Origin of the sequence: Luteimonas sp. R10, from assembly GCF_045689605.1 — a bacterium.
Classification (GTDB): Bacteria; Pseudomonadota; Gammaproteobacteria; order Xanthomonadales; family Xanthomonadaceae; genus Luteimonas.
The window spans coordinates 2,431,532-2,453,618 of record NZ_CP141262.1 but is presented as its reverse complement, the minus strand read 5'-3'; the positions used below and the strand labels follow the sequence as shown (position 1 = coordinate 2,453,618).

Sequence of the window (22,087 nt, the reverse complement as noted above, 5' to 3'; positions counted from 1 at the left end):
ACAGAAACGAATGAATCCCATCCTTCGCTGGTTCCACCAACTCGGCTCGCCGCCGACCTTCGACCGCTTCGCCGCGCGCTGGGCGCCGTGGGGCCATGGGCTGGGGCTGCTGATCCTGGCCTGGGGCGCCTACGGCGCGCTGTTCGTGGTGCCGGCCGACTACCAGCAGGGCGACAGCTTCCGCATCCTCTACATCCACGTCCCGAGCGCCTGGATGAGCCTGATGGTCTACGCGCTGATGGCGCTGTACGCGGCGATCGCCCTGGTCTGGCGGATCAAGCTGTGCGAGATCCTGGCGATGGCCTGCGCGCCGATCGGCGCCGCCTTCACCGTGATCACCCTGGCCACCGGCAGCATCTGGGGCAAGCCGATGTGGGGCACCTGGTGGGACTGGGACCCGCGCCTGACCACCGAGCTGATCCTGCTGTTCCTGTACCTGGGCGTGATCGGCCTGTACGGCGCCATCGACGATCGCCGCGCCGCTGCGCGCGCCGCCGGCCTGCTGGCGATCGTCGGCGTGGCGCTGCTGCCGGTGATCCGCTACTCGGTGGTGTGGTGGAACTCGCTGCACCAGGGCCAGACCATCCGCGTGATCGGCGAGTCGTCGATGGACGCCAGCATGCTGCCGCCGTTGATCTGGATGCTGATCGGCACCAAGCTGTGGTTCGTCGGCTCGCTGCTGGCGCGCGCGCGCGCCGACAACCTGCAGCGCGAAGCCGGCAAGGACTGGGTGCGCAAGCTGGCGGAGGCGACGCGATGACCTACGGAAGCTACGTGCTGGCCGCCTATCTCGTGTTCGTGGTCGTGCTGCTGTGGGATTTCGTCGCCCCGCGCATCCGTACCCGCCAATTGCTGCGCGCGGTGAAGCTGCTGGCCGCGCGGCGCGCGGCCGCCGCGCAGTCCCAGGACCCGTCCCGATGAATCCGATCCGCCGCCGCCGTCTCTGGTTCGTGGTCGCCCTGGTCGCCGCCGCCGCGCTGGCGACGGCCCTGGTCGCGCTCGCCCTGCAGCGCAACGTCGCCTACCTGTACACGCCCGCCGAGATCCTCGACGGCCGCGCCGGGGAACCGGTCGCCTCGGGCGAGGCGCGGTTCCGCCTCGGCGGCATGGTCGCGGACGGCTCGTTCCACCGCGAGAGCGGCTCGATGCAGGCGAGCTTCCGGGTCACCGACGGCGATGCCGAACTGCCGGTGGTCTACACCGGCATCCTGCCGGACCTGTTCCGCGAGAACCAGGCGGTGGTCGCCACCGGGCGCATGCGGGACGGCACCTTCGTCGCCGAGCAGGTGCTGGCCAAGCACGACGAGACCTACGTGCCCAAGGAAGTCGCCGACAAGATGGGCCTGGCGCACGAGAAGCACGGGGTCGAGACGCCATCGGCGGAGGCTGAACTTTGAGCAGTCGCTTCGCTTTCTCCCCCTTTGAAAAAGGGGGATGCGGGGGGGCGAAAGCCGATGCTTGCAAGCCGCAGGCTTGCGGCGGCTTGAGCGCTCCCGCGCGTTGCGCGGGGGCCGGGAATCGCGTAGCGATTTGCTCTGGCAGTCGCCTTGGCCTGGCACCGCGCAAATCCCCCCTGCCCCTCTTTTTCAAAGGGGGGAAAGCAACGACCCAGGCGAGCGATATCGGTCGTCCCCGCAAAGACAAGGTTCCAGCCTCCCCCTTTGAAAAAGGGGGATTGAGGGGGATTTGCTCTTGCCGTAGCTCGGCTGGGCGCCGAGCAAATCCCCCCTGCCCCCCTTTTTCAAAGGGGGGAAAGCTCCCCCTTGCAAGCGTCCGCGAGGTGAGCGGCGATGCTGCCTGAACTCGGCCAGGTCGCGCTGCTGCTGGCATTGCTGGCCGCGGCCCTGCAGACCGCGCTGCCGCTGCTCGGCGCGCGGCGCGGCATCGGCGCGTGGATGGCGGTCGCGCGGCCGGCGGCGTGGGCGCAGCTGGGGCTGGTGGCCCTGGCGTTCGCGGCGCTCACCTACGCCTTCGTGACCCAGGACTTCTCGGTGCGCTACGTCGCCGAGAACTCCAATTCGCTGCTGCCGGTGGTGTACCGCTACACCGCGGTGTGGGGCAACCACGAGGGTTCGCTGCTGTTCTGGGTCCTGGTGATCGCGGCCTGGAACGGCGCGGTGGCGTGCTTCTCGCGCTCGCTGCCGCCGCAGGTCGTCGCGCGGGTGCTCGGCGTGATGGGTGCGGTGTCGCTCGGCTTCCTCGCCTTCCTGGTCTTCACCAGCAACCCGTTCGAACGCCTGCTGCCGGCCGCCATCGAGGGTCGCGACCTCAACCCGCTGCTGCAGGACCCGGGGATGATCATCCATCCGCCGATGCTGTACGTCGGCTATGCCGGGTTCGTGGTGCCGTTCGCGTTCGCGATCGCCGCGCTGCTGGACGGCAGGGTCGATGCGCGCTGGCTGCGCTGGACGCGGCCCTGGACCAACGTCGCCTGGGGGTTCCTCACCATCGGCATCGCCCTGGGCAGCTGGTGGGCGTACTACGAGCTCGGCTGGGGCGGCTGGTGGTTCTGGGACCCGGTGGAGAACGCCAGCTTCATGCCGTGGCTGGCCGGCGCCGCGCTGCTGCACTCGCAGGCGGTCACCGAGAAGCGCGGCAGCTTCCGCGGCTGGACCCTGCTGCTGGCGATCGCGACGTTCTCGCTGTCGCTGCTGGGTGCGTTCCTGGTGCGCTCCGGGGTGCTGACCAGCGTGCACAGCTTCGCCGCCGACCCGGCGCGCGGGCTGTTCATCCTGGTGTTCCTGGGCATCATCGTCGGTGGATCGTTGCTGCTGTATGCGCTGCGCGCGCCGTCGGGCGAGGACGGCAAGCCGTTCGCCGCCGGCTCGCGCGAGACCCTGCTGCTGCTCAACAACCTGCTGCTGCTGGCGGCCTGCGCGATGGTGCTGCTGGGCACGCTGTATCCGCTGCTGGCCGACGCCCTGGACCTGGGCAAGATCTCGGTCGGGCCGCCCTACTTCGGGCTGCTGTTCCTGGTGCTGATGACGCCGCTGGTGCTGCTGCTGCCGTTCGGCCCGCTGACCCGCTGGCAGCGCGAGGAGGTCTCGCGGCCGCTGGCGATGCTGGCGCCGTGGTTCGCGCTCGCGCTGATCGGCGGTGCGGTCGCGTTCTTCCTGGCGCCGCAGGGGCCGTGGAAGGTCGCCGCCGGCGTCGCCGGCGCGCTGTGGGTCGGCGCCGGCACGCTGCGCTTCGTGTGGACGCGGTTCAAGGCCAACGGCAGCCGCTTCACCGCGGAAATGCTGGGCATGAGCCTGGCGCACTTCGGCATCGCCGTGTTCCTGGCCGGTGCGCTGCTGGTCGAAGCCATGAACGTGCAGCGCGAGGTGGCGCTCAGGCCCGGCGAGACGCTCGAGATCGGCAGCCACGGTTTCCGCCTGGAGGGCGTCGAACACCTGCAGGGCGCCAACTACACCGCCGAGCGGGGCAGCATCCGGCTGCTGCGCGACGGCCGCGAGGTGGCGGTGCTGCACCCGGAGAAGCGCCATTACGCCAGCGGCGGCCAAGTGATGACCGAGGCCGCGATCCGGCCCGGCCCGTTCGGCGATGTCTTCGTCGCCCTCGGCGAGCCGCTGGGCGGCGATGCCTGGGCCGTGCGCGCCCACCTCAAGCCGTTCGTGCGCTGGATCTGGGCCGGTGCCGCGTTGATGGCGCTGGGCGGTTTCGTCGCCGCGACCGATCGCCGGTTTCGCCGCCGTCCCGACCAGGCCGCGGCAACATGACGCGCCCCGTACCCCCGCCCGTAGGAGCGCACCGCAGGGGCGCGACCGCGCAGCCGAATGCGCGTGTTCGCGCCCCTGCGGTGCGCTCCTACGGGAAGGAGATCGAGAGATGACGGATTCTTCGTCCCGCCGCCGCCTGCGCTGGCTGCCGCTGGTCGTGTTCGGCGCCATCGTCGCGCTGCTCGCCGTCGGCGTCTGGCTCAGCCGCGATCCCGACCGCAACGCCCTGCCCTCGCCGCTGATCGGCAAGCCGGCGCCTGCATTCGAATTGCCGGTGCTGCACGAACCCGGCCGCCTGGCGTCGTCGGAACAGCTGCGCGGCGCGCCCTACGTGCTCAACGTCTGGGGCAGCTGGTGCCCTGGCTGTCGCGAAGAGCACGGCGTGCTGACGCGTTTCGCGGAAACGCGGCGCGTGCGCGTGGTCGGCTACAACTGGAAGGACGAGCGCGCCGATGCACTGCGCTGGCTCGAGCAGTTCGGGAACCCCTACTGGATGGTGCTGGTGGACTACGAGGGCCACAGCGCCATCGAATGGGGCATCTACGGCGCGCCGGAGACCTTCCTTGTCGACGCCGACGGCATCGTGCGCTGGAAGCACGTGGGCCCGATGACCGACGACGACGTGCGCGGGAAGCTGGTGCCCGCCCTGGAGCAGCTGGAGCGGCCATGAACGACGTCCCCGCATCCACCGTAGAGCGAAACTTGCTCCGCTGCTCCGCGCTCCGGAGCCGAAAAGCTGCGGAGCGAGCTCCGCTCCACGGTGCGGGGCGGGCGCGGGAGGCGACACGGGCGCTGCTGCTCGCGTTGCTGCTGGCCCTGCTCCCGTCCGCCGCGCACGCGCAGGCGGCGCAGGATCCGACGCCGCTGCAGTTCCACGACCGCGCCGAGGAACGGCGCTTCCGCGCGCTCGTCGCCGAGCTGCGCTGCGTGATGTGCCAGAACCAGTCGCTGGCCGATTCCAACGCCCAGATCGCGCACGACCTGCGCCGCGAGGTGCTGGCGCTGATGCGCCGCGGCCTGGACGACGAGCAGGTGCGCCAGCACCTGGTCGAGCGCTACGGCGAGTTCGTGCTGTACCGGCCGCGCGTCGGCGCCGGCACCTGGCTGTTGTGGTTCGGCCCGGCATTGCTGCTGCTGGCGGGCGGCGTGGTCATCATGCGGCTCGTGCGCCGCCGCCGCGGCGCGACGGCAGTCCCCGAAGACGATCGGCAGGAGTGGTGATGTCCGTGTTCCTCGCCTTGTCGGTCGTCGTCGCCGTCGCCGTCGCCGCGGTCGTCGCCTGGCCCCTGCGCACGCAATCGCGGCGGCTGGCGATCGCGGTGGTCGTCGCGATGCCGGTGCTGGCCCTGTGCCTGTACGCCCTGGTCGGCACGCCGGCCGGGCTCGACCCGGCCGAGCGCCAGGCGCCGCGCACGCTGGCCGATGCCGTCGCGCGGCTCGAGGCCGAACTGGCGCGCGATCCGCGCCAGGGCGAAGGCTGGCGCCTGCTCGGCCGCGCCTATCGCGAGGAGGGGCGCCTGGACGACGCCCGCGACGCGTTCGCACGGGCGGCGAAACTCGCGCCGGAGGACGTCGGCGCGCAACTCGAGTACGCCGAGTCGCGCGCCCAGGCCGATCCGCAGCGGCGCTTCGATGCCGAGGCGATGGCGCTCCTGCAGCGGGTGCTGGCGCTGGATCCGTCCCAGGAACGCGCACGCCTCTTCCTCGGCATCGCACAACGCCAGGCCGGGCAGGACGCGGAAGCCGCGGCGACCTGGGAACCCCTGCTGGCGACGCTCGGGCCCGAGGCGGCCGCCGGACTGCGCGAGCAGATCGATGCCGCGCGCGAAGCCGCCGGGTTGCCGCCGCTGCCGCAGGCGGACGCGGCGGCGGCGGACGATTCGCCCGCCGCCGGCGCGCATGCCGTGCGCGTGCGCGTGGCGCTGGACCCGGACTTCGCCGCGCGCGTGCGCCTCGACCCCGAGGCTAGCGTGTTCGTGATCGCCCGCGTCCCGGGCGGGCCGCCGATGCCGGTCGCGGTGCAGAAGCACCGCCTGGCCGAACTGCCGCTCGAGATCACCCTCGACGACGGCGACAGCCCGATGCCGACGCAGACGCTGTCGGCGCTGCCGGAAGTCGAGCTGCTCGCGCGCATTTCCGCCAGCGGCAACGCCATGCCGCAGGAGGGCGACATCGCCTCCGAGCCGGTGCGCATCGCCCTGCCCGCGCGGCAACCCGTCGAACTGATCCTGGGCACCTCGCCGTAGGAGCGCACCGAAGGGGCGCTCCTACGGATGCGGCACGTCCTTTGCCGCAGGAGCGCCCAACAGGACGGCGAAGGAGACCGCGCACTCCCGTTAAACTCCCCGCATGACCGAATTCATCCCGCCCGGCAGCCGCTTCCTCGATCTCCCCTCGCCGCTGCCGATGAAGCGCGGCGGCGTGCTGCACGGCACGCGCATCGCCTACGAGACCTGGGGCGAACTCGATGCCGCCGGCGGCAACGCGATCCTGATCCTCACCGGGCTGTCGCCCGACGCGCACGCCGCCGCCCGCGACGACGACCCCGCGCCCGGCTGGTGGCAGGCGATGCTCGGCCCGGGCAAGCCGATCGACACCGACCGCTGGTACGTGGTCTGCGTCAACTCGCTCGGCAGCTGCAAGGGCTCCACCGGACCGGCGTCGCCGCATCCCGACGACGGCCGGCCGTGGCGGCTGCGCTTTCCCGACCTGTCGATCGAGGACGTCGCCGACACCGCGGCGCTGGTGGTGCGCGCGCTCGGGATCGAGCGCCTGGCCTGCGTGATCGGCAACTCGATGGGCGGCATGAGCGCGCTGTCGCTGCTGCTGCGGCACCCGCGGCTGGCCCGCAGCCACATCAACATCTCCGGCGCCGCGCGCGCGTTGCCGTTCTCGATCGCGATCCGCTCGCTGCAGCGCGAGGCGATCCGCCTGGACCCGAACTGGAACGACGGCGATTACGACGACGCCACCTATCCCGGGGCACGTTATCCGGAATCGGGCATGCGCATGGCGCGCAAGCTGGGCGTGATCACCTACCGGTCGGCGCTGGAATGGGACGGCCGCTTCGGCCGCGTGCGGCTGGACTCGGACCGCCGCGACGACGAGGATCCGTTCGGGCTCGAGTTCGAGGTCGAGAGCTACCTGGAGGCGCACGCGCGGCGCTTCGTGCGCCGGTTCGACCCCAACAGCTACCTCTACCTGAGCCGCTCGATGGACTGGTTCGACATCGGCGAGCCGGTCGGCGGCGACACCGATGCCGGCCTGGCACGCATCGAGGTGGAGAAGGCGCTCGCGATCGGCGTCGAGACCGACATCCTGTTCCCGCTGCAGCAACAGCGGCAGATCGCCGAGGGGCTGCGCGCCGGCGGCACCGATGCGCGGTTCCTGCCGCTGCCCTCGCCGCAGGGGCACGACGCCTTCCTGGTCGACATCGACCGCTTCGGGCCGGCCGTCGCCGGATTCCTCGCGGGGCTCTGACGCTCGGTCGCGACCGGCGTGGGAGCGACGGAAGTCGCGACTGCGATGTTTCCGCATCGGTTGGGCCTCATGGACCCATGTCGTTTCTCCGTCCACCACGCGATGCCGCTTCGCCTGTCGCGACTTCCGTCGCTCCCACAAGGCAAGGAGAAGCGCGACTGCGCTTGTGGAATGTGGCGGCGGGCCCTCTCAGCCGAACTGCCGTTGCCGCACGGCCTCGAACAGCACCACGCCGGTGGCGACCGAGACGTTCAGGCTCTCGAAGCCGCCCGGCATCGGGATCGCGGCCAGCCCGTCGCAATGCTCGCGCGTCAGGCGGCGCAGGCCTTCGGCCTCGCCGCCCAGCACCAGGGCGACGTTGCCGCGCAGGTCCAGGCCGTACAGCGAGGTCTCGGCCTCGCCCGCCAGCCCGTAGATCCAGACGCCGAGCTTCTGCAGTTCGCGCAGTACCCGTGCCAGGTTGCTCGCGCGCACCACCGGCACGGTGTCGGCGGCGCCCGCCGAGGTCTTGCGCACGGTGGCGTTGACCTGCACGGCCTTGTCCTTGGGGATGACCACGGCGGTGGCGCCGGCCGCCGCCGCGCTGCGCAGGCAGGCGCCGAGGTTGTGCGGATCCTGCACGCCGTCCAGCACCAGCACCAGCGCCCGGCCCGCCGCCGCCTCGACCAGCGCCGGCAGTTCGCGCTCGTCCCAGGTCTTCGCCGCGGCGTAGCGCGCCGCCGCGCCCTGGTGGCGCAGGCCACCGGCGACGCCGTCGAGCGCCTGCTGGGCCACGCGGCGCACGTCGATGTCCTTGCGCCGGGCCTCGACCTCGATCGCGGACAGCCGCGGGTTCTTTCCTCCGGCTTCCAGCAACACCTCGCGCACGTGCTCCGCGTCGTGCTCGATCGCGGCGGAAACGGCGTTGATGCCGGCGATCCAGTGGTGGTCCTTGCTCATGTGCCTCTGTCCCGGGATCCGGCGCGTATTGTCGCCGATGTAACGGCACGCCGCCGGCCACGCAACGCGGCCGCCGGAGCCGACCCGTAGAGCCGAGCTTGCTCGGCTGCTCTCGGCCCCGGAGCCGACACAAGGGCAGCGGAGCAAGCTCCGCTCTACGAAAGCGAGGACGAAGCCGTTCTCGCAGAAGCCGGCCGGTCGCTCCCGGTCCCGCTCAGTACTTGCGTTTGGGACGCTTCGCCGGCTTGCCGCGCGACGGCGGCGCCGTCGGCACGGGCTCGTCCGCCTCGACCAGGCCGAAGTCGATCTTGCGCTCCTCCAGGCTGGCCTTGAGCACCCGCACCCGCGCGCGGTCGCCGAGGCGGAACTCGCGGCCGCGGCGCTCGCCGGTCAGGGTCTTGCGGATCGGGTCGAAGTGATAGAAATCGTGCGGCAGCTGGGTGACGTGGATCAGGCCGTTGACCTTGGACTGGTCGAGCTCGATGAACAGCCCGAAGCTGGTCACGCCGCTGACCACGCCGTCGAACTCGCCGCCGACGTGCTGCTCCATCCAGGCCGCCCGGTAGCGCTCGTCCACCTCGCGCTCGGCCTCGTCGGCGCGGCGCCCGCGCTCGGAGCACTGCAGCGACAGCGCCGCCATGTCGCGGGCGGAATAGCGGAACGCCTGCGGCGGCTTGCCCAGCAGCGCGTGTTTGATCGCGCGGTGCACCAGCAGGTCCGGATAGCGTCGGATCGGCGAGGTGAAGTGCGCGTACGCCTCCAGCGCCAGGCCGAAGTGGCCGATGTTCTCGGGCGCGTACACCGCCAGGCTCTGGCTGCGCAGCAGCACCGATTCGATCAGCGGCCCGTCCGGACGCTCGCGCACCTTGGCCAGCAGGTTGGTGAAATCCTTCGGCCGCACCCGGCTCCAGGGCGGCATGCGCAGCTGGAACTCCTTCAGGAATTCCAGCAGGTCGGCGTACTTCGACTCGGGCGGCTTGTCGTGCACGCGGAACGGCGCCGGCACCTCCGTCTCCAGCAGGAACTTCGCCGCCTCGACGTTGGCCGCGATCATGCATTCCTCGATCAGCTTGTGCGCGTCGTTGCGCGGCAGCATGCCGGCCTGCACCACCTCGCCGCGGTTGTCGAGCACGAACCGCACTTCCGAGGTCTCGAATTCGATCGCCCCGCGCCTGGCCCTTGCCTTCGCCAGCACCTGGTAGAGCTGGTGCAGGCGCCGCACCTGCGGCATCAGCGCGCCGACCTGGGCCTGGGCCTCGGCGTCGTCCTCGCCGATCGCCTTCCACACCTGGGTATAGGTCAGGCGTGCGTGCGAATGCATCACCGCCTCGTAGAACTTCGACGAGCGCACGGTGCCGTCGCGGGCGACCCGCATGTCGCAGACGAAGCACAGGCGGTCGAGCGCCGGGCGCAGCGAGCAGATGCCGTTGGACAAGGTCTCGGGCAGCATCGGCACCACGAAGCCGGGGAAATAGACGCTGGTCGCGCGCAGCTGCGCCTCGTCGTCGAGCGCGCTCTCGGGGCGCACGTAATGGGAGACGTCGGCGATCGCCACGATCAGGCGGAAGCCGTCGCGGTCCGGTTCGCACCAGACCGCGTCGTCGAAGTCCTTGGCGTCCTCGCCGTCGATGGTGACCAGCGGCAGCTCGCGCAGGTCGACGCGCCCGCCCGCGGACTTCAGGTCGACCGTCAGCGGCACCGACGCGGCCTCGTCCAGCACCGCCTGCGGGAACTCGTGCGGCAGCTCGTGGCCGTGGATCGCCGCCTCCACCACCAGCGACGGCGTCAAGGCGTCGCCCAGCACCGCCAGCACGCGGCCGATCGGCGGGCGCCGCACGTCGGCGGCCTGCACGATCTCGCAGACCACCAGCTGCCCGTGCTGCGCGTCGAGCCGCGACTCCGACGGGATCTGCACGTTGCGCTGGATGCGGCGGTCGTCGGGCACCACGAAGCTGATGCCGGACTCGACCGTGAAGCGGCCGATCAGGCGGTTGAGCCGCCGCTCGAGCACCTCGACGATCACGCCCTCGCGGCGGCCGCGGCGGTCGACGCCGGACACCGCGGCCATCACCCGGTCGCCGTGCATCGCCTTGCGCATCTCGTTGGGCGGCAGGAACAGGTCGTCGCCGGCGCCGGTGTCCGGGCGCAGGAACCCGAAGCCGTCGGGATTGGCGATCACGGTGCCGGGAATCAGGTCCAGCTGCGCGGCCGGCGCGTAGCCGCCGCGGCGGTTCTGCAACAGCTGGCCGTCGCGCACCATGGCGCCCAGGCGCTTGCCGAGCGCGTCGAAGCGGTCGGGTGCGGTCAGGTCGAGCCGTTGCGCCAGTTCCTCCGCGGTTTGCGGGCCGTCGGCTTCGGCCAGCAGCTGCAGGATCGCCTCGCGACTGGCGATGGGATTGGCATAGCGGTCGGCTTCGCGGTCGGCCTGCGGATCGACGAAGCCGCCGCCGCGTCCGGCCGCCGGCCTGCGCTTGCCTTGCGCGGCGTGTGCCGGCCGGGACGTGGAAGCGGCCTTCGGCTTCGCGCCGCGCGCCGCTCCGTGCTCGCCGGATCCCGCCGCCTCGGGCATCCACGGCGGCAGCTTCTTCGTCGCCTTCGCCGCCTTGCCGGTCGCGCGCCCGGGCGAGGGCGATCCGCTCGCGGGTGCCTTCTTGCCGCGGCCACCGCCGCGCTTGCTGGGAACTTTTGCCATCGCCGGGATGGTACACGTGTGCCGTTCAGCCGGGCGTGATCCTGGCGTCGTCCGATGGTGCGGGAAGCATTGACAAGCTTCGCCCTGCACCGCAACATACGCGCCCTTGACCCGCCCAGGTGGCGGAATTGGTAGACGCACTAGCTTCAGGTGCTAGCGGGGGCAACTCCGTGGAGGTTCGAGTCCTCTCCTGGGCACCATGGGTCGAGAATCAAAGGAAACCCCCGAGCGATCGGGGGTTTTGCTTTTTCGGCCCGGGAGCGCGCCACTCACGACGACAGCGCGCGCCGGTTCCGGGTCACTGTCCGTCCTGCAGCGCGCGCGCCGCCTCGAGATGCGCCGCGACGTGCTTGCACGTCTCCTCCAGATGCGTCCTCACCACGGGGTCCGACGCCGACGGATCTGTGCTATTGCCAGTGTTCCGGCCCGCAGCGGAGAGACTCAAGAGCAGCAGGAGGTCTCCTCCGCCGCCCGCTGCTCGACATTTTGCATCCCCGAGAATACAAAGCGAGACGATTGCCCCCGAAGGGCACGAGTCGAATCGGAGATGTCGTATCGGAAACCGATGGACCATCGCGATGCACGGGGGGCGGGCCGTGGTTATTGAGTCGGCAGCCGACAGCCGGGGCGGCGGCCGAAAGACGACCTCGTTGTCTTCTCGCCCTCCGAAGGCCCAGCCGAACGTACGCTGCATGCATTCGCTGCCCCTCGATTGCCCCTCTTTGTCACCGGTTCATGAGGCCATCCAATGACCCATTGATTGGACGGCTTTTCTGGATGATCCATCCAAGCATGGGCGGTTTATCGCCTGAATGAGGCCGCCTAAGCTGGAACCTCCATCGACTCGTGCAGGAGATTTTCCATGGCAGACCATTCCATCAAGGGCAAGGTGGCACTCATTGCCGGCGGCGCCAAAAACCTTGGCGGCCTGATCGCGCGCGACTTGGCCGAGCAAGGCGCCAAGGCCGTCGTGGTGCACTACAACAGCACACCTCCTCCAAGGCCGATGCCGACGCGACCGTCGCCGCGATCCAGGCGAGCGGTGCGCAAGCCGTGGCGCTGCAGGGCGACCTGACGACGGCCGGCGCCGTCGAGAAGCTGTTCGCCGATGCCATCGCCGCCGTCGGCAAGCCCGACATCGCGATCAACACCGTTGGCAAGGTGCTCAAGAAGCCGCTTGCCGAAATCAGCGAGGCCGAGTACGACGAGATGACGGCGGTCAATGCCAAGACCGCTTTCTTCTTCCTCAAGGAAGCCGGCAAGCACGTCAACGACAACGGCAAGATCTGCACGCTGGTGACCTCGCTGCTGGGCGCCTTCACCCCGTTCTATGCCGCCTATGCGGGCACCAAGGCGCCGGTGGAACACTTCACGCGCGCCGCCGCCAAAGAGTTCGGTGAGCGCGGCATCTCGGTAACGGCGGTCGGCCCGGGGCCGATGGATACGCCGTTCTTCTACCCGGCCGAAGGCGCCGATGCGGTGGCCTACCACAAGACCGCCGCCGCGCTTTCGCCGTTCAGCAAGACCGGCCTGACCGACATCGAGGACGTGGTGCCCTTCATCCGCCATCTGGTCAGCGACGGCTGGTGGATCACCGGGCAGACGATCCTCATCAACGGCGGCTACACCACGAAGTAATCCGCCGGCAGCCACGCGCGCACGGATGGCCAGGCCGTGCACAAGGCACGGCCGGCCGCCTGGTCGGGCGTGGCCGGAATCGCTGCACGGCCTCCAGCACGCCGAGGGAGATCACCATGCCGATACGAGCCCTTCGCCGTCCGCGACGGGCGCCTGATCACCGGGCAGCAGCAGTACAGCAGCGGAATCACCGCCGAACTCGTGCTGGAAGCGCGCGGCGAACTCGTTCCCGAGGTTGAATGCAGGCATGGACAAAATCGATCAATACCGCGTCTTCGTGCAGGTGGCCGAAATGGGCAGCTTCATCAAGGCCGCCCACGCGCTGGAACTGCCCCGCGCCACCGTCTCCGCCGCGATCCAGCAGCTGGAGGAAAAAATCGGCGTCCGCCTGCTGAGCCGCACGACGCGCCAGGTCCACCTGACGGCCGATGGTGCGCAGTTGCTCGAGCGCGTGCGCCCGTTGCTGGCCGACGCCGAGGACATCGAGCAGTTGTTCCAGAGCAGCCAGCGGCAAGTTGCCGGCCAGCTCAGGGTCGACGCACCCAGCCGCATTGCCCGACGCCTCATCGCGCCGGCACTGCCGGGCCTGCTGCGCCGCCACCCCCGGCTGCAGTTGCTGCTGGGATCAACCGATCGCGCCATCGACTTGGTGCAGGAAGGCGTCGACTGCGCGGTGCGCGTGGGAACCCTGCAGGACAGCAGCCTGGCGGTACGCCCGCTAGGGGCGATCGCCCTGATCAACTGCGCCAGCAAAGCCTACCTGCGCGAACACGGCGTGCCGGAGCAGCCGGGAGACCTTGCCAGCGGCCATTGGGCGGTGGGTTATGCCTCCCCGACCACGGGGCGCGAGTTGCCCTGGGAGCATCGGTCGTCCGAGGGGCGGGAGCAGACCAGCAACATGCCCAGCCGGGTGGTCGTCAACAATGCCGAGAGCTACATCGCCTGCTGCCGTGCCGGGCTCGGCCTGATCCAGATACCGCGCTTCGACGTGAAGCATCTGTTGGACAGCGGCGAACTGGTCGAGGTCATGCCCACGTTCCGTGCCGCGCCCATGCCGGTGTCGCTGCTGTATCCGCACCGGCGCCAGAGAACGCGCCGGCTGGGCGTGTTCATTGAGTGGTTCGAGGAACTGATGGGGGCGCATCTCGACCCCTGATGCGCGCGTGCGCCGCGCGGTCACTGTCCGTCCTGCAGCGCGCGCTCCTGTCGTGACATGAGGAACGCGGCCGGACGGTCCGCCGCGGCTGGCGTGGAAACGCACGCGTCGCCGGCGATGTCCGGAAACTAAGCCGGATCCCGCGATGTTGCGCTCCCGCGCGGGAGCGCCACGCGGCGAAGAGGCGTCGTGCCGCGGCAATGGGCCGGCCGGCATCAGCGCTCCGGCGGCGACGCGTCCTCGCCTTCGGCCTCCGGACCCGGATCCGGGACCCGCACGTCCGGCGCCTCGATCGGGTCCCGGCGCTGGACCCGCGTATCCGGCTGCGCACCGACCTGGTCGTCTTCCGGGGGCGCCCGATCCATGCAACCGGCGAGCAGCGCGAACGCGGCGATCGCCGCGATCGCCCGACGCATGGGTGCTCCGCTCATTCCATGTCTCCTGCATCGTGTCCGGCGATGTTCGCAGCACCGGCGTGAACGGCGGGCGGTGAAGCGCGATCGGACGCGCGAGACCTTCGCGGGAACCGCTGACGCGCCATTGACGGCCATGCGGGCATAAATGCCCGGTGAGCAAACTGCTGCCGCTGGTCCTGCCGCTGGTCCTCGGCGTCGCCGCCTGCGACGGCTACCCGCGCGATGCCAACGACAGCACGCGGCGCGCGGACGAACACGCGATGCGCGTCGGCGTGAGCCACGATCCGCCCTTCGTGGTCGCTTCCGCCGGCGGCCGCGAGCCGGCGGGGATCGAGATCGCGATGATCCGCGACCTGGCGCGCGCGCGCGAGGCCGACGTCGAATGGGTGGTCTCGGGGCACGATGCGCTGATGCGCGAGCTGAAGGCGTTGCGGCTGCATGCGGTCGTCGGCGGCCACGTCCGCGGCTCCGCCTGGGAATCGGAGGTCGGCTGGTCGCTCGAGTACCGCCTCCGCCCCGCTCCCCAAGGGCCGCTGGTGGCCCGGCGGCTGGCGCTGCCGCCGGGCGAGAACGCGTGGCAACTGGTCGTCGATCGCCATTTGTTTTCGGACGACGCCGCCCTCGGCGCCGGGCCGCGCCGATGAACGCGGAGCGTTTCGTCAAGCTGCGCGACCGCCGCGCGCTTCCGGACGAGCAGCAGCGCGCCCTGGCCGGCGCCCGGCGCATCTGCTGGTGGTCGCTGTTCTGGATGGCGCTCGTCTCCGCGGCGATCTTCGCGGTCATGGGCGGCTCGCAGGCGATGAAGACCGCTTTCGTCGAGAACCTGATGAGCCTGCTGCCGCCGACCGCGTTCCTGGTCGCGTCGCGGTTCCAGGCCAAGCCGATCGATCACGAGTACGTCAACGGCCGGACGCGCGCCTTCGACATCAATTTCCTGATCTCGGGCGCGGCGCTGAGCGGCGTCGGCCTGGTGCTGGTGTGGAACGGGCTGCACACGCTGCTGACCGCCACCCATCCGGTGGTCGGCACGATGCGCATCGGCGACGCCATCGTCTGGCAGGGCTGGCTGATGATGGGCGTACTGGCGCTGTCGGGCATTCCGCCGGCGATCCTCAGCCGGCGCAAGCTGCAGCTGGCGGAGGCGCTCTCGCTCAAGCCGCTGCACGCCGACGCCGACACCAACAAGGCGGACTGGATGACGTCGCTGGCGGGAATGGCCGGCGTGGCCGGGATCGGCGCGGGCTGGTGGTGGGCGGATGCCGCCGCCGCGCTGTTCATTTCCGGCAGCGTGCTGCACGCCGGCATCGGCGACCTGCGCGATGCGGTGCGCGACATGCACGACGCGCGGCCGCAGCAGATCGATCGCAGCGGCCAGGATCCGCTGGTCGGGCGGGTGCGGGACGCGGTCTGCGCCATCGACTGGGTCGACGACTGCCGGGTCCGTTTCCACGAGGAGGGATACCTGCTGAGCGGCGCCCTGTTCGTGCGGCCCCGCGACGGTGCCGCGACGCCGCGGCAGTTGCGCCACGCGCACGACGTCGCGCGCGCCGTGCATTGGCGGATCGACGAGGTCATCGTGACCCTGCTGGGCGAGGAGCCGGACGACGGCGGCGGCGAACGCTGATGCGGAAGGACGACGCGGCATCGCCGCACCGCCGTTGCCTTCCGCGGACGTGAGGACGTGAGGACGTGGGCCGGGGCCCACGCCCTATGCGGGAGCCGGCGTTCCGGTGCCGGTGGCGGCGCGCAGCTCGGCCTCGACCATCGGCGCCTGGCCGGCGGCGGCCGGCGTGCAGAGATAGGTCTCGTCGGTGATGCGTGCGCCGACCTCGAACCCGGCACTGCGCAGCATCGCCTGCACGCAGGCGTGGTCCGGCACCCACCAATTGGTCGGATCGCCGGCGACGCGGTGCTCGACGAAGGCCATGCTCGGCCAGCCCCGCTCGCGCATCGTCGCCCGCGCGTCCAGCGCCAGGTCGGCGGGCGTGCTGACCGCCTCCTCGCCCGGCAGGGTCATCGTCTGCAGCACCAGCTGGCGTCCGGTGAGATGCCGCACGATGTCGAGCGCCAGCACGGATGCCGCAGGTGATAGAACACGCCCATCAGCCACACCAGATCGTACGCCTGCCGCTGGTGCGCCAGTTCGTACACGCTCATCCGCCGGAACTCGATGCGGTCGGCGAGACCGAACCGTCCCGCCGCCCAGCGCGCCTGGCGCAGGTAATGGTCGTCGACGTCGATGGCGGTCACCCGGGCGCCGCGCCTGACCAGTTCGAAGCTGTAGAAGCCGGCGTTGGCCACCACCGGGCAGCCGTCGTCCAAGAGACGCTTGCCGGTGCCGAACCGCATGCCCGCGCCGGTCCGCGTGCGGACCGGACACGCCCGCACGCCCGCGGCAGGCGGACGAGGATCAGCAGCTGCAACTTCTTCGTCTACCGAACAAGTTGCCTGTTCGGCGTGCGGCGCGGGCGAGGGATCCGGACGACGGCGCCGTGGCGATCCTGCGGCCGGCCCCGCCCGCTGCGCCCGCAGCGGAACGGCTCGACCCGACTTCACCTCGCCTTGATCTGCTGGTATGCGAATTGCTCCCGCCTGTCGGCAAAGGATCCCGGCCGCCTGCCCGCAGCCCACCGCCGGTCCGACCCAAACAGCAACCAACCCCGGAGAAGCATCGTGCGCGTGAGCATTTTCGAAACCGGTTACGTCGGCCTGGTCACCGGCACCTGCCTGGCCGAGGTGGGACACGACGTCGTCTGCCTCGACGTCGACCATCAAAAGATCATCCATCTGCGCCAGGGCCCCGTTCCGATCCACGAGCCCGGCCTGCCGGCGCTGATCGCTGCCAACCTCGCGGCGGGCCGGCTCGACTTCACCACAGACAGCGCCCGTGCCATCGATCATGCCGATGTGATCCTGATCGCCGTCGGTACGTCGGCGGACGCCAGCGGCGACACCGACCTGCGCCACGTCATGGCGCGCGCGGCCGGACGGGCGAACACCACCCAGAAACCGCGCTAAGCGGAGGACGACATGCCGGTCCCGAACGCACCCGACGAGGCAGATCTCGACGAAGCACTCGAAGAGTCGTTTCCCGCCAGCGATCCGCCGGCGCTAACCACTTCGTCGATCGCGACGACGGCCGCCGCCGATCCGCGTGCCGAAGGCGCGCGGATCGCGATCTACCGGCTGGTCGCGCTCGACGACCGCGACGCACCGTTCGACCTCCAGGGCCCGGGTTCGGCCGGCCGTTGGACGTCGGCCGGCACCCGGGTGTTGTATGCCGCCGCGTCTCCGGCCGGCGCGCTGCTGGAATTCCTGGCGCACCTGTCCGACGACGCCGTGCCCGACCGGCTGTTGCTGGCGTCGGCCGAGGTCGAAGGTGGCCTGGTCCGGACGCTGACCGACCTGCCGCCGGGCTGGAACGCCTATCCCTACCGGCCGGAAGTGCAGCGCGTCGGCGACGCCTGGGCCGCGGCGCGCGACAGCCTGCTGCTGCGGGTGCCGAGCGCGCTGTGCCGCAACGAGTTCAATTACCTGCTCAACGCGGACCACGCCGACGCCGCGCGCGTCCGCAATGCGACGTGCGCGGAGCTCACGCTGGACTCGAGGCTGTGCCGGCGCCGATAGCGGCCGGGCCCGGTCAACGTTCCCGGCGCGGGCCGGCCTGCGCTCCTTCGGTTCCCCTTCCCCGCCCGCGTGCCGCCAGCAATGCCTCGGTGTCCGCGGCGTGGCGCCGCAGCGTCGGCAGCGTCTGCCTGGCGAACTCGCGCACCTTGGGGTCCTGCACCGACGCCATGGCCTCGGCGTAGAGCGCGATCGCGCGGGCGTGGCCTTGGTGCATCTGCCGCAGGTAGGCCTGGTCGAAGGCGTCGCCCTGCAGCTGCGTCAGGCCGTCGAGGCGGTCGCGATGCGGGCGCGGGAGCCGGAACGACGGGTCCGTCCGGATCAGCGCCATCAGCCGCTCGTTGCCATGGCGGTGGTCGCGCACCATTTCCTCGCCCAGGCGCTTGACCGCGTCCGACGCGGCCCGCTCCGTCGCCAGCTTGCCCGCCGCCACCTCGGTCTGCCCGCGCTCGAGGGCCGCGCGCAGGAACGCGCGGTCGCCTGCGGCCAGGCGCGCGCTGGCGGGATCGCCCGCGGCCGGTTCGTCCTGCGGACGGGGGCGCGCATCGCTGACCGGCATCGCCGACAGCGCGATCGTGAAGGCCGCGAGAAGCAAACAACGCGCGACAGGCATCGGTCGTCCTCCTGGAGTGGTGTCCTGCCCTCGACCGGCGCATGTTTCGTGCCGACCTCGTTGAAGGCGTGCTCGACGCTTCCCGAGCGTCCTCTCCGGACCTTGCTTTCACGCCGGCTTGCCTAGGCTCTGGAGCACCGCGGAGATCGCCGGGCGCAGGTTCCGCGCCGGTCACGCGGTCACCACGACCCCGACAGTCCCGCGAACCACCGTGACCGACCGACCCATCGATTCCACCCCCCTGCAGGCCTCCTCACCCGAACGCGGCGGGGACAGGTGGCTGCACGATGTGCGCAATGCCGCAAACACTGCGCGCCTGGCGATCCACGTCGCCGAAACGCGGTTGCGGCGTGGCGAGCACGACCGGGCCTTGGCCAATCTGGCCCGGGCGCGCGACGCCTGCGATCGCCTGGCGCGCATGACGGCACCGGAGCAGCCCGATCCCGGCAATGGCAAGGACCCGGCCGCGCTCCAGGCAGGCGATGGCGCGATGGACGATCTGTGCGGGCGGCCCTAGCGTCCTATTCGAGCAGGCCGCGAATCCGCCCGCGCGCACTGGGGACGTGCAGCGCCCCCAGCCGCTCGAGCACCCGCTCGCGCGGCTGTCGGCGCAGTGCGCCGGCGCTGCGGTCCGGCAGCTTGCGGAACCAGCGCGACACCGCCACGTCGAGCCTGGAGTGCACGCCGATCTTGACGTTGCGGCCGCCGTGCACGGCCGCGTGCAGGATCGCATCGGCCACCCGCACCGGGTCGAGCGCCGCCCTCCGCCTCTGCGGAAGCCCCGGCAGGTAGTTGCGGGCGTTGTCGAGCAAGGGCGTGTTGACCACGGCCGGCTGGATCAGGACCACGCTGATCGGCGCGCGGTCGAGCTGCTCCAGTTCCTCCCGCAGCGCATCGGTGAATCCCTTCACCGCATGCTTGGAGCTGGTATACATGCCCTGCAGCGCGAGCGCACCCTCGGCGACGTCGCCGCCGAGGTTGATCAGCGCCCCGCCCCGCTTCCGCAGGTAGGGCAACGCCGCCAGGGCGCCGTTGACCACGCCCCAGAAGTTCGTTTCGAACAACCGCAGGCCGTCGGCCCGGGTCACGTCCTCCAACCGGCCGTAGATCGAGACGCCGGCATTGTTGATCCAGGTGTCGATCCTGCCGAATCGGTCCACGGCATGTTCGGCGGCTGAGCGCATCTGCGGGCGGTCCGCGACGTCCGCGGCGATCACCTGCATCTGGCCGCCTGCGCCTTCGATCTCCTCGGCCAGTCGTGCCAACACGCCGCGGCTCCTGGCGATCGCCACCACCTTGGCCCCGCGGCCGGCGGCGCGCAGGGCCGTGCACAGGCCGATGCCGCTGCTGGCCCCGGTGATGACGATGACCTGGTCTGCGATGGGCCTGTGCATGTTGTGGATCCCTGGGCCGGAGTTGCGGCGAAACGGAGCGAGAACCCGGAGGGCGCTTTTCGCGCGCGCCCGCTGGGGCGCTCAGGTTCCCGTGGGATCGTTGCCGGCCCCGCCTGCCGGCGGCGAATCATCGCCAAGGCTTGCACGGCCGCGAATCCGCAGTCTGTTTTCGACGTCCTTGACGCCACTGCAAGCGTCGGCGAGATCCTCGGCCCGATGCTTCACCCAGCGCTCGTCCACGCTGCCGGTCAGCGTGACGATGCCGCCGCGCACCGCCACGACGATGTCGGTGGCGTCGATGTCGTCGTCCTCCATCAGACGCTCGTTGATGTCCTCTGTGATGCGCGCGTCCGAACGCGCGTAGCCTTGCGGGCCGCGGCCGCGATATCCGCGGCCGCCCTCGCGTCGGGAAAGCCCGCCGGCCGGCGCGCTGCCATAGCGGCCCTGGCCGCGGTTCCTGTCGCCCCAGCGTGGTTCCGGGTAGCGGCCGAACTGGGTGTCGTATTCGCCGCCGCCGCGCCCACCGCCGCCGGATGCCGCTTCCCCGGGCTGATAGTTGCCGGCATAGCCGCCGCGCCCGAGGCCGACGCCACCTGCGATCGGCATTCCCCGAAGGCTGCGGCCGCCGGCGGTGTCTTCGCGCTCGCCCTGGTCCCAGCCGTCGTCGTAGCCACGCTGCGCATAGCCGGTACGCCGTTCGAAGCCCGCCTCGTCGTCGCGCCCGCGCCGGCGGGCCCGGGCGCCCGGGTCCTCCGGGCCGCCGGAACGCAATGGCTCGCGATCCTCGTCCTCGCGCCAGCGCGCCTGCCGCTGCCGCGCCTCGTCGCCGCGATCGTCGCGATATCGCTCGTTCGTCATGTCGTTTCTCCCGTGATTGAGCCAGGCGAGGCCGGCGCGCAGGTAGCGGCCTCCGAGTTGCAGGATTTCGCGGCCGACGGCCTTCGCCTCGGCGATGCCGGCCTGCTCGTGCCCGCCCGCGCGGGCGCTGCGCCGCGGCGGTGGTTGCTGCTGTTCGTTCCGGGGCATCGCGAGCTCCATCGTTGGTCCGATGCTGCCGCGCCCATGGGCGCGGCGCGCCTCTGTAGGCGCGCAAGTCGCGTGCCAAATCAGGCGCAGCCGGCGGCGGCCGGAACCGTGCTCGGCGGCGGGCAGCTTTTGAGATGCGTGAAGAAAGTTCGTCGTGGCGCGCGCCGGGCGCGCCCGGTCGGCTCGCACGGTTCGCCGGATGGCCCGCCATCGCCTGTTCCTGTTGCAGGATCCGCTTGCAGACCTTGCCGACCTCCGGCTCGCCGGCCGCCTCCGCGGCGATGACGAGCGCGCGGTACGAGGCGACCTCCATGTGTTCGAATCCGTAGCAGATCCCCACGCCCTTCACCACCTCGTCGCTCATCATGGCATTGCCCAGCGCCTGCACCGAGGCCATCACGCTGGCGGCGGCACTCTTGGCCATCGGCGTGGATCCATCCAGCCGCTCGATGCAACCCTCGACCTCCTCGGCCTGCTGCCGGGTCTCGGCGATATGCGCCTCGATCCGCGCCTCCACTTCCGGATAGTGCTCCAGACGCCCGGCCATCGATTTCATCATCGTTTCCGCCTCCTGTTCCATCGCATAGGCGTCCTGCAGCCATTTCAGAAGGCGCTCTTGTTGGACATCGCCATCGTCTCTTCCCCTTGGATTGTGGGGATGCGCCGCAACGACTAGCGCGGCCGGGATGCTACCGGCGCGGTCTGAAAGCGGGAGTGATCGCGCGCGCTGGCCGCGCAGGAATTTCGCGTCGCGAAACTCCTGCAGATCACGCTTCGCTGCCGTTGCCATTGCTAGCTTCGACGCCGCGGCATTCCGCCGCTTCCTTCACACATCCGCACCGGAGGCAACGCCATGGCAATCAAGACGCTCGAGGACTTCTTCGTCCATTCACTTTCCGATATCCACAGCGCCGAGAGGCAGCTCACCAAGGCCCTTCCCAGGCTCGCCAAGGCCGCCAGCGACCCGGACCTGTCGAGCGCGTTCGAGACCCATCTCGAGGAGACCAACGGGCAGATCGAACGCCTCGAGCAGGTGGCGAGCGCGGTGGGCATCAAGATCAAGCGGATCAAGTGCGAGGCCATGGAGGGGCTGATCGAGGAAGGCAAGCAGGTCATCGACGAGGTACCGGCCGGACCGGTGCGCGACGCCGCCCTGATCGGCGGCGCGCAGAAGGTCGAGCACTACGAGATCGCCTGCTACGGCACGCTGTGCGCGCTGGCCAAGCAGCTCGGTTACGAGGACGCGCTGGAGCCGCTCCTGGCGACGCTGGAGGAAGAGAAGGCGACGGACGAGAAGCTCACCATGCTCGCCGAGCAGGGCATGAACCAGGAAGCCGCCGCGGCCTGAGGCTTGCCGGCAGGAGCGGCGGGGACAGGCCGCGCTCGCGAC

Annotated in this window: 24 protein-coding genes, 1 tRNA gene and 2 pseudogenes; 17 read left to right on the top strand and 10 right to left on the bottom strand. The window is 70.7% G+C overall.

Translation table 11 applies throughout. From position 1 onward, the window contains the following. The first annotated feature begins 10 nt into the window (after positions 1-10). From ccmC to U3649_RS10670, 8 genes are all read left to right on the top strand, one after another. Positions 11-760, top strand: a complete 750-nt coding sequence (gene ccmC, locus U3649_RS10705) for a heme ABC transporter permease CcmC (RefSeq protein ID WP_407351319.1) — start codon at positions 11-13, stop codon at positions 758-760. Beyond that, the gene (gene ccmD / locus U3649_RS10700; protein ID WP_370562560.1) at positions 757-921 is read left to right on the top strand and encodes a heme exporter protein CcmD; all 165 of its coding nucleotides are present in this window, start codon (positions 757-759) and stop codon (positions 919-921) included. Before ccmC ends, ccmD begins: the two co-directional genes overlap by 4 nt. Beyond that, positions 918-1,397, top strand: coding sequence for a cytochrome c maturation protein CcmE (ccmE, locus tag U3649_RS10695; RefSeq protein ID WP_407351318.1), 480 nt, complete (start codon positions 918-920; stop codon positions 1,395-1,397). Before ccmD ends, ccmE begins: the two co-directional genes overlap by 4 nt. Before the next feature lie 393 nt (positions 1,398-1,790). Beyond that, positions 1,791-3,719 carry a heme lyase CcmF/NrfE family subunit gene (locus U3649_RS10690; protein ID WP_407351317.1) on the top strand — a complete coding sequence of 643 codons (1,929 nt, stop codon included), beginning with the start codon at positions 1,791-1,793 and terminating at the stop codon, positions 3,717-3,719. A gap of 109 nt (positions 3,720-3,828) precedes the next feature. Next, complete coding sequence (locus tag U3649_RS10685; RefSeq protein WP_407351316.1) at positions 3,829-4,389, top strand: DsbE family thiol:disulfide interchange protein; 561 nt, start codon at positions 3,829-3,831, stop codon at positions 4,387-4,389. 125 nt (positions 4,390-4,514) lie between these two features. Then, complete coding sequence (locus tag U3649_RS10680) at positions 4,515-4,940, top strand: cytochrome c-type biogenesis protein CcmH (protein ID WP_407354594.1); 426 nt, start codon at positions 4,515-4,517, stop codon at positions 4,938-4,940. Continuing rightward, positions 4,940-5,965, top strand: a complete 1,026-nt coding sequence (locus U3649_RS10675) for a tetratricopeptide repeat protein (protein WP_407351315.1) — start codon at positions 4,940-4,942, stop codon at positions 5,963-5,965. The genes U3649_RS10680 and U3649_RS10675 overlap by 1 nt, the downstream gene beginning before the upstream one ends. Positions 5,966-6,068: 103 nt before the next feature. Then, the gene (locus U3649_RS10670) at positions 6,069-7,199 is read left to right on the top strand and encodes a homoserine O-acetyltransferase (protein WP_407351314.1); all 1,131 of its coding nucleotides are present in this window, start codon (positions 6,069-6,071) and stop codon (positions 7,197-7,199) included. 189 nt (positions 7,200-7,388) lie between these two features. On the opposite strand, the gene rlmB is transcribed toward U3649_RS10670, so the two are convergent. Both rlmB and rnr read right to left on the bottom strand, forming a co-directional pair. Further along, complete coding sequence (gene rlmB / locus U3649_RS10665; RefSeq protein ID WP_407351313.1) at positions 7,389-8,138, bottom strand: 23S rRNA (guanosine(2251)-2'-O)-methyltransferase RlmB; 750 nt, start codon at positions 8,136-8,138, stop codon at positions 7,389-7,391. Positions 8,139-8,352: 214 nt separating this feature from the next. Then, a complete protein-coding gene (rnr, locus tag U3649_RS10660; protein WP_407351312.1) occupies positions 8,353-10,830 on the bottom strand; it encodes a ribonuclease R in 2,478 nt (825 codons plus the stop codon). A 113-nt stretch (positions 10,831-10,943) separates the two neighbouring features. On the opposite strand from rnr, the gene U3649_RS10655 reads away from it, so the two are divergent. Beyond that, a tRNA-Leu gene (locus U3649_RS10655) sits at positions 10,944-11,030 on the top strand. 662 nt (positions 11,031-11,692) lie between these two features. After that, positions 11,693-12,468, top strand: a pseudogene (locus tag U3649_RS10650) (SDR family oxidoreductase). A gap of 111 nt (positions 12,469-12,579) precedes the next feature. Here the strand turns inward: U3649_RS10650 and U3649_RS10645 are convergent. Then, complete coding sequence (locus tag U3649_RS10645) at positions 12,580-12,717, bottom strand: hypothetical protein (protein ID WP_407351311.1); 138 nt, start codon at positions 12,715-12,717, stop codon at positions 12,580-12,582. Between U3649_RS10645 and U3649_RS10640 the strand changes: the two genes are divergently transcribed. Next, positions 12,716-13,624, top strand: coding sequence for a LysR family transcriptional regulator (locus U3649_RS10640; RefSeq protein ID WP_407351310.1), 909 nt, complete (start codon positions 12,716-12,718; stop codon positions 13,622-13,624). The genes U3649_RS10645 and U3649_RS10640 overlap by 2 nt on opposite strands. A 215-nt stretch (positions 13,625-13,839) precedes the next feature. Here U3649_RS10640 and U3649_RS10635 read toward each other — a convergent pair whose 3' ends face one another. After that, positions 13,840-14,055 (bottom strand): hypothetical protein, encoded by a 216-nt coding sequence (locus U3649_RS10635; protein ID WP_407351309.1) that lies wholly within the window; start codon positions 14,053-14,055, stop codon positions 13,840-13,842. Positions 14,056-14,192: 137 nt separating this feature from the next. On the opposite strand from U3649_RS10635, the gene U3649_RS10630 reads away from it, so the two are divergent. Together U3649_RS10630 and U3649_RS10625 are read left to right on the top strand one after the other, a co-directional pair. Next, the gene (locus U3649_RS10630) at positions 14,193-14,684 is read left to right on the top strand and encodes an ABC transporter substrate-binding protein (RefSeq protein WP_407351308.1); all 492 of its coding nucleotides are present in this window, start codon (positions 14,193-14,195) and stop codon (positions 14,682-14,684) included. Continuing rightward, entirely contained in the window at positions 14,681-15,664 is a 984-nt protein-coding gene (locus tag U3649_RS10625; protein WP_407351307.1) for a cation transporter, read from the top strand. The genes U3649_RS10630 and U3649_RS10625 overlap by 4 nt, the downstream gene beginning before the upstream one ends. Before the next feature lie 84 nt (positions 15,665-15,748). Here the strand turns inward: U3649_RS10625 and U3649_RS10620 are convergent, their stop codons facing one another. Continuing rightward, complete coding sequence (locus U3649_RS10620) at positions 15,749-16,114, bottom strand: hypothetical protein (RefSeq protein WP_407351306.1); 366 nt, start codon at positions 16,112-16,114, stop codon at positions 15,749-15,751. After that, positions 16,054-16,389 (bottom strand): methyltransferase domain-containing protein, encoded by a 336-nt coding sequence (locus U3649_RS10615; protein WP_407351305.1) that lies wholly within the window; start codon positions 16,387-16,389, stop codon positions 16,054-16,056. The genes U3649_RS10620 and U3649_RS10615 overlap by 61 nt, the downstream gene beginning before the upstream one ends. A gap of 330 nt (positions 16,390-16,719) precedes the next feature. On the opposite strand from U3649_RS10615, the gene U3649_RS10610 reads away from it, so the two are divergent. Together U3649_RS10610 and U3649_RS10605 are read left to right on the top strand one after the other, a co-directional pair. After that, a complete protein-coding gene (locus U3649_RS10610) occupies positions 16,720-17,058 on the top strand; it encodes a hypothetical protein (RefSeq protein ID WP_407351304.1) in 339 nt (112 codons plus the stop codon). 12 nt (positions 17,059-17,070) lie between these two features. Then, positions 17,071-17,667, top strand: coding sequence for an RES family NAD+ phosphorylase (locus tag U3649_RS10605; RefSeq protein WP_407351303.1), 597 nt, complete (start codon positions 17,071-17,073; stop codon positions 17,665-17,667). Between the two features lie 13 nt (positions 17,668-17,680). Here the strand turns inward: U3649_RS10605 and U3649_RS10600 are convergent, their stop codons facing one another. After that, on the bottom strand, positions 17,681-18,277 hold the full coding sequence (locus U3649_RS10600; RefSeq protein WP_407351302.1) for a DUF4142 domain-containing protein: 597 nt from the start codon (positions 18,275-18,277) through the stop codon (positions 17,681-17,683). Positions 18,278-18,488: 211 nt separating this feature from the next. On the opposite strand from U3649_RS10600, the gene U3649_RS10595 reads away from it, so the two are divergent. Further along, on the top strand, positions 18,489-18,794 hold the full coding sequence (locus U3649_RS10595) for a hypothetical protein (RefSeq protein WP_407351301.1): 306 nt from the start codon (positions 18,489-18,491) through the stop codon (positions 18,792-18,794). Between the two features lie 4 nt (positions 18,795-18,798). Here U3649_RS10595 and U3649_RS10590 read toward each other — a convergent pair whose 3' ends face one another. The 3 genes and pseudogenes from U3649_RS10590 to U3649_RS10580 form a co-directional block, all read right to left on the bottom strand. Further along, positions 18,799-19,671, bottom strand: coding sequence for an SDR family oxidoreductase (locus tag U3649_RS10590; protein WP_407351300.1), 873 nt, complete (start codon positions 19,669-19,671; stop codon positions 18,799-18,801). Between the two features lie 81 nt (positions 19,672-19,752). Then, positions 19,753-20,697, bottom strand: a complete 945-nt coding sequence (locus U3649_RS10585; protein ID WP_407351299.1) for a BON domain-containing protein — start codon at positions 20,695-20,697, stop codon at positions 19,753-19,755. Between the two features lie 205 nt (positions 20,698-20,902). Continuing rightward, positions 20,903-21,277: pseudogene (locus U3649_RS10580) on the bottom strand (ferritin-like domain-containing protein); the annotation flags it as partial. 273 nt (positions 21,278-21,550) lie between these two features. On the opposite strand from U3649_RS10580, the gene U3649_RS10575 reads away from it, so the two are divergent. Then, positions 21,551-22,045 (top strand): ferritin-like domain-containing protein, encoded by a 495-nt coding sequence (locus U3649_RS10575; RefSeq protein ID WP_407351298.1) that lies wholly within the window; start codon positions 21,551-21,553, stop codon positions 22,043-22,045. Positions 22,046-22,087 lie beyond the last annotated feature (42 nt).

Excerpts from the sequence above, each read along its gene's own strand:
- U3649_RS10590 (WP_407351300.1), bottom strand. The coding sequence starts at position 19,671 with ATGCACAGGCCCATCGCAGACCAGGTCATCGTCATCACCGGGGCCAGC.
- U3649_RS10640 (WP_407351310.1), top strand. The coding sequence starts at position 12,716 with ATGGACAAAATCGATCAATACCGCGTCTTCGTGCAGGTGGCCGAAATG.
- U3649_RS10685 (WP_407351316.1), top strand. The coding sequence starts at position 3,829 with ATGACGGATTCTTCGTCCCGCCGCCGCCTGCGCTGGCTGCCGCTGGTC.
- U3649_RS10675 (WP_407351315.1), top strand. The coding sequence starts at position 4,940 with ATGTCCGTGTTCCTCGCCTTGTCGGTCGTCGTCGCCGTCGCCGTCGCC.
- U3649_RS10625 (WP_407351307.1), top strand. The coding sequence starts at position 14,681 with ATGAACGCGGAGCGTTTCGTCAAGCTGCGCGACCGCCGCGCGCTTCCG.
- U3649_RS10600 (WP_407351302.1), bottom strand. The coding sequence starts at position 18,277 with ATGCCTGTCGCGCGTTGTTTGCTTCTCGCGGCCTTCACGATCGCGCTG.
- U3649_RS10615 (WP_407351305.1), bottom strand. The coding sequence starts at position 16,389 with ATGCGGTTCGGCACCGGCAAGCGTCTCTTGGACGACGGCTGCCCGGTG.
- ccmE (WP_407351318.1), top strand. The coding sequence starts at position 918 with ATGAATCCGATCCGCCGCCGCCGTCTCTGGTTCGTGGTCGCCCTGGTC.
- rnr (WP_407351312.1), bottom strand. The coding sequence starts at position 10,830 with ATGGCAAAAGTTCCCAGCAAGCGCGGCGGTGGCCGCGGCAAGAAGGCA.
- U3649_RS10690 (WP_407351317.1), top strand. The coding sequence starts at position 1,791 with ATGCTGCCTGAACTCGGCCAGGTCGCGCTGCTGCTGGCATTGCTGGCC.
- U3649_RS10635 (WP_407351309.1), bottom strand. The coding sequence starts at position 14,055 with ATGAGCGGAGCACCCATGCGTCGGGCGATCGCGGCGATCGCCGCGTTC.
- U3649_RS10605 (WP_407351303.1), top strand. The coding sequence starts at position 17,071 with ATGCCGGTCCCGAACGCACCCGACGAGGCAGATCTCGACGAAGCACTC.
- U3649_RS10575 (WP_407351298.1), top strand. The coding sequence starts at position 21,551 with ATGGCAATCAAGACGCTCGAGGACTTCTTCGTCCATTCACTTTCCGAT.
- rlmB (WP_407351313.1), bottom strand. The coding sequence starts at position 8,138 with ATGAGCAAGGACCACCACTGGATCGCCGGCATCAACGCCGTTTCCGCC.
- U3649_RS10585 (WP_407351299.1), bottom strand. The coding sequence starts at position 20,697 with ATGCCCCGGAACGAACAGCAGCAACCACCGCCGCGGCGCAGCGCCCGC.
- U3649_RS10670 (WP_407351314.1), top strand. The coding sequence starts at position 6,069 with ATGACCGAATTCATCCCGCCCGGCAGCCGCTTCCTCGATCTCCCCTCG.
- ccmC (WP_407351319.1), top strand. The coding sequence starts at position 11 with ATGAATCCCATCCTTCGCTGGTTCCACCAACTCGGCTCGCCGCCGACC.
- ccmD (WP_370562560.1), top strand. The coding sequence starts at position 757 with ATGACCTACGGAAGCTACGTGCTGGCCGCCTATCTCGTGTTCGTGGTC.
- U3649_RS10645 (WP_407351311.1), bottom strand. The coding sequence starts at position 12,717 with ATGCCTGCATTCAACCTCGGGAACGAGTTCGCCGCGCGCTTCCAGCAC.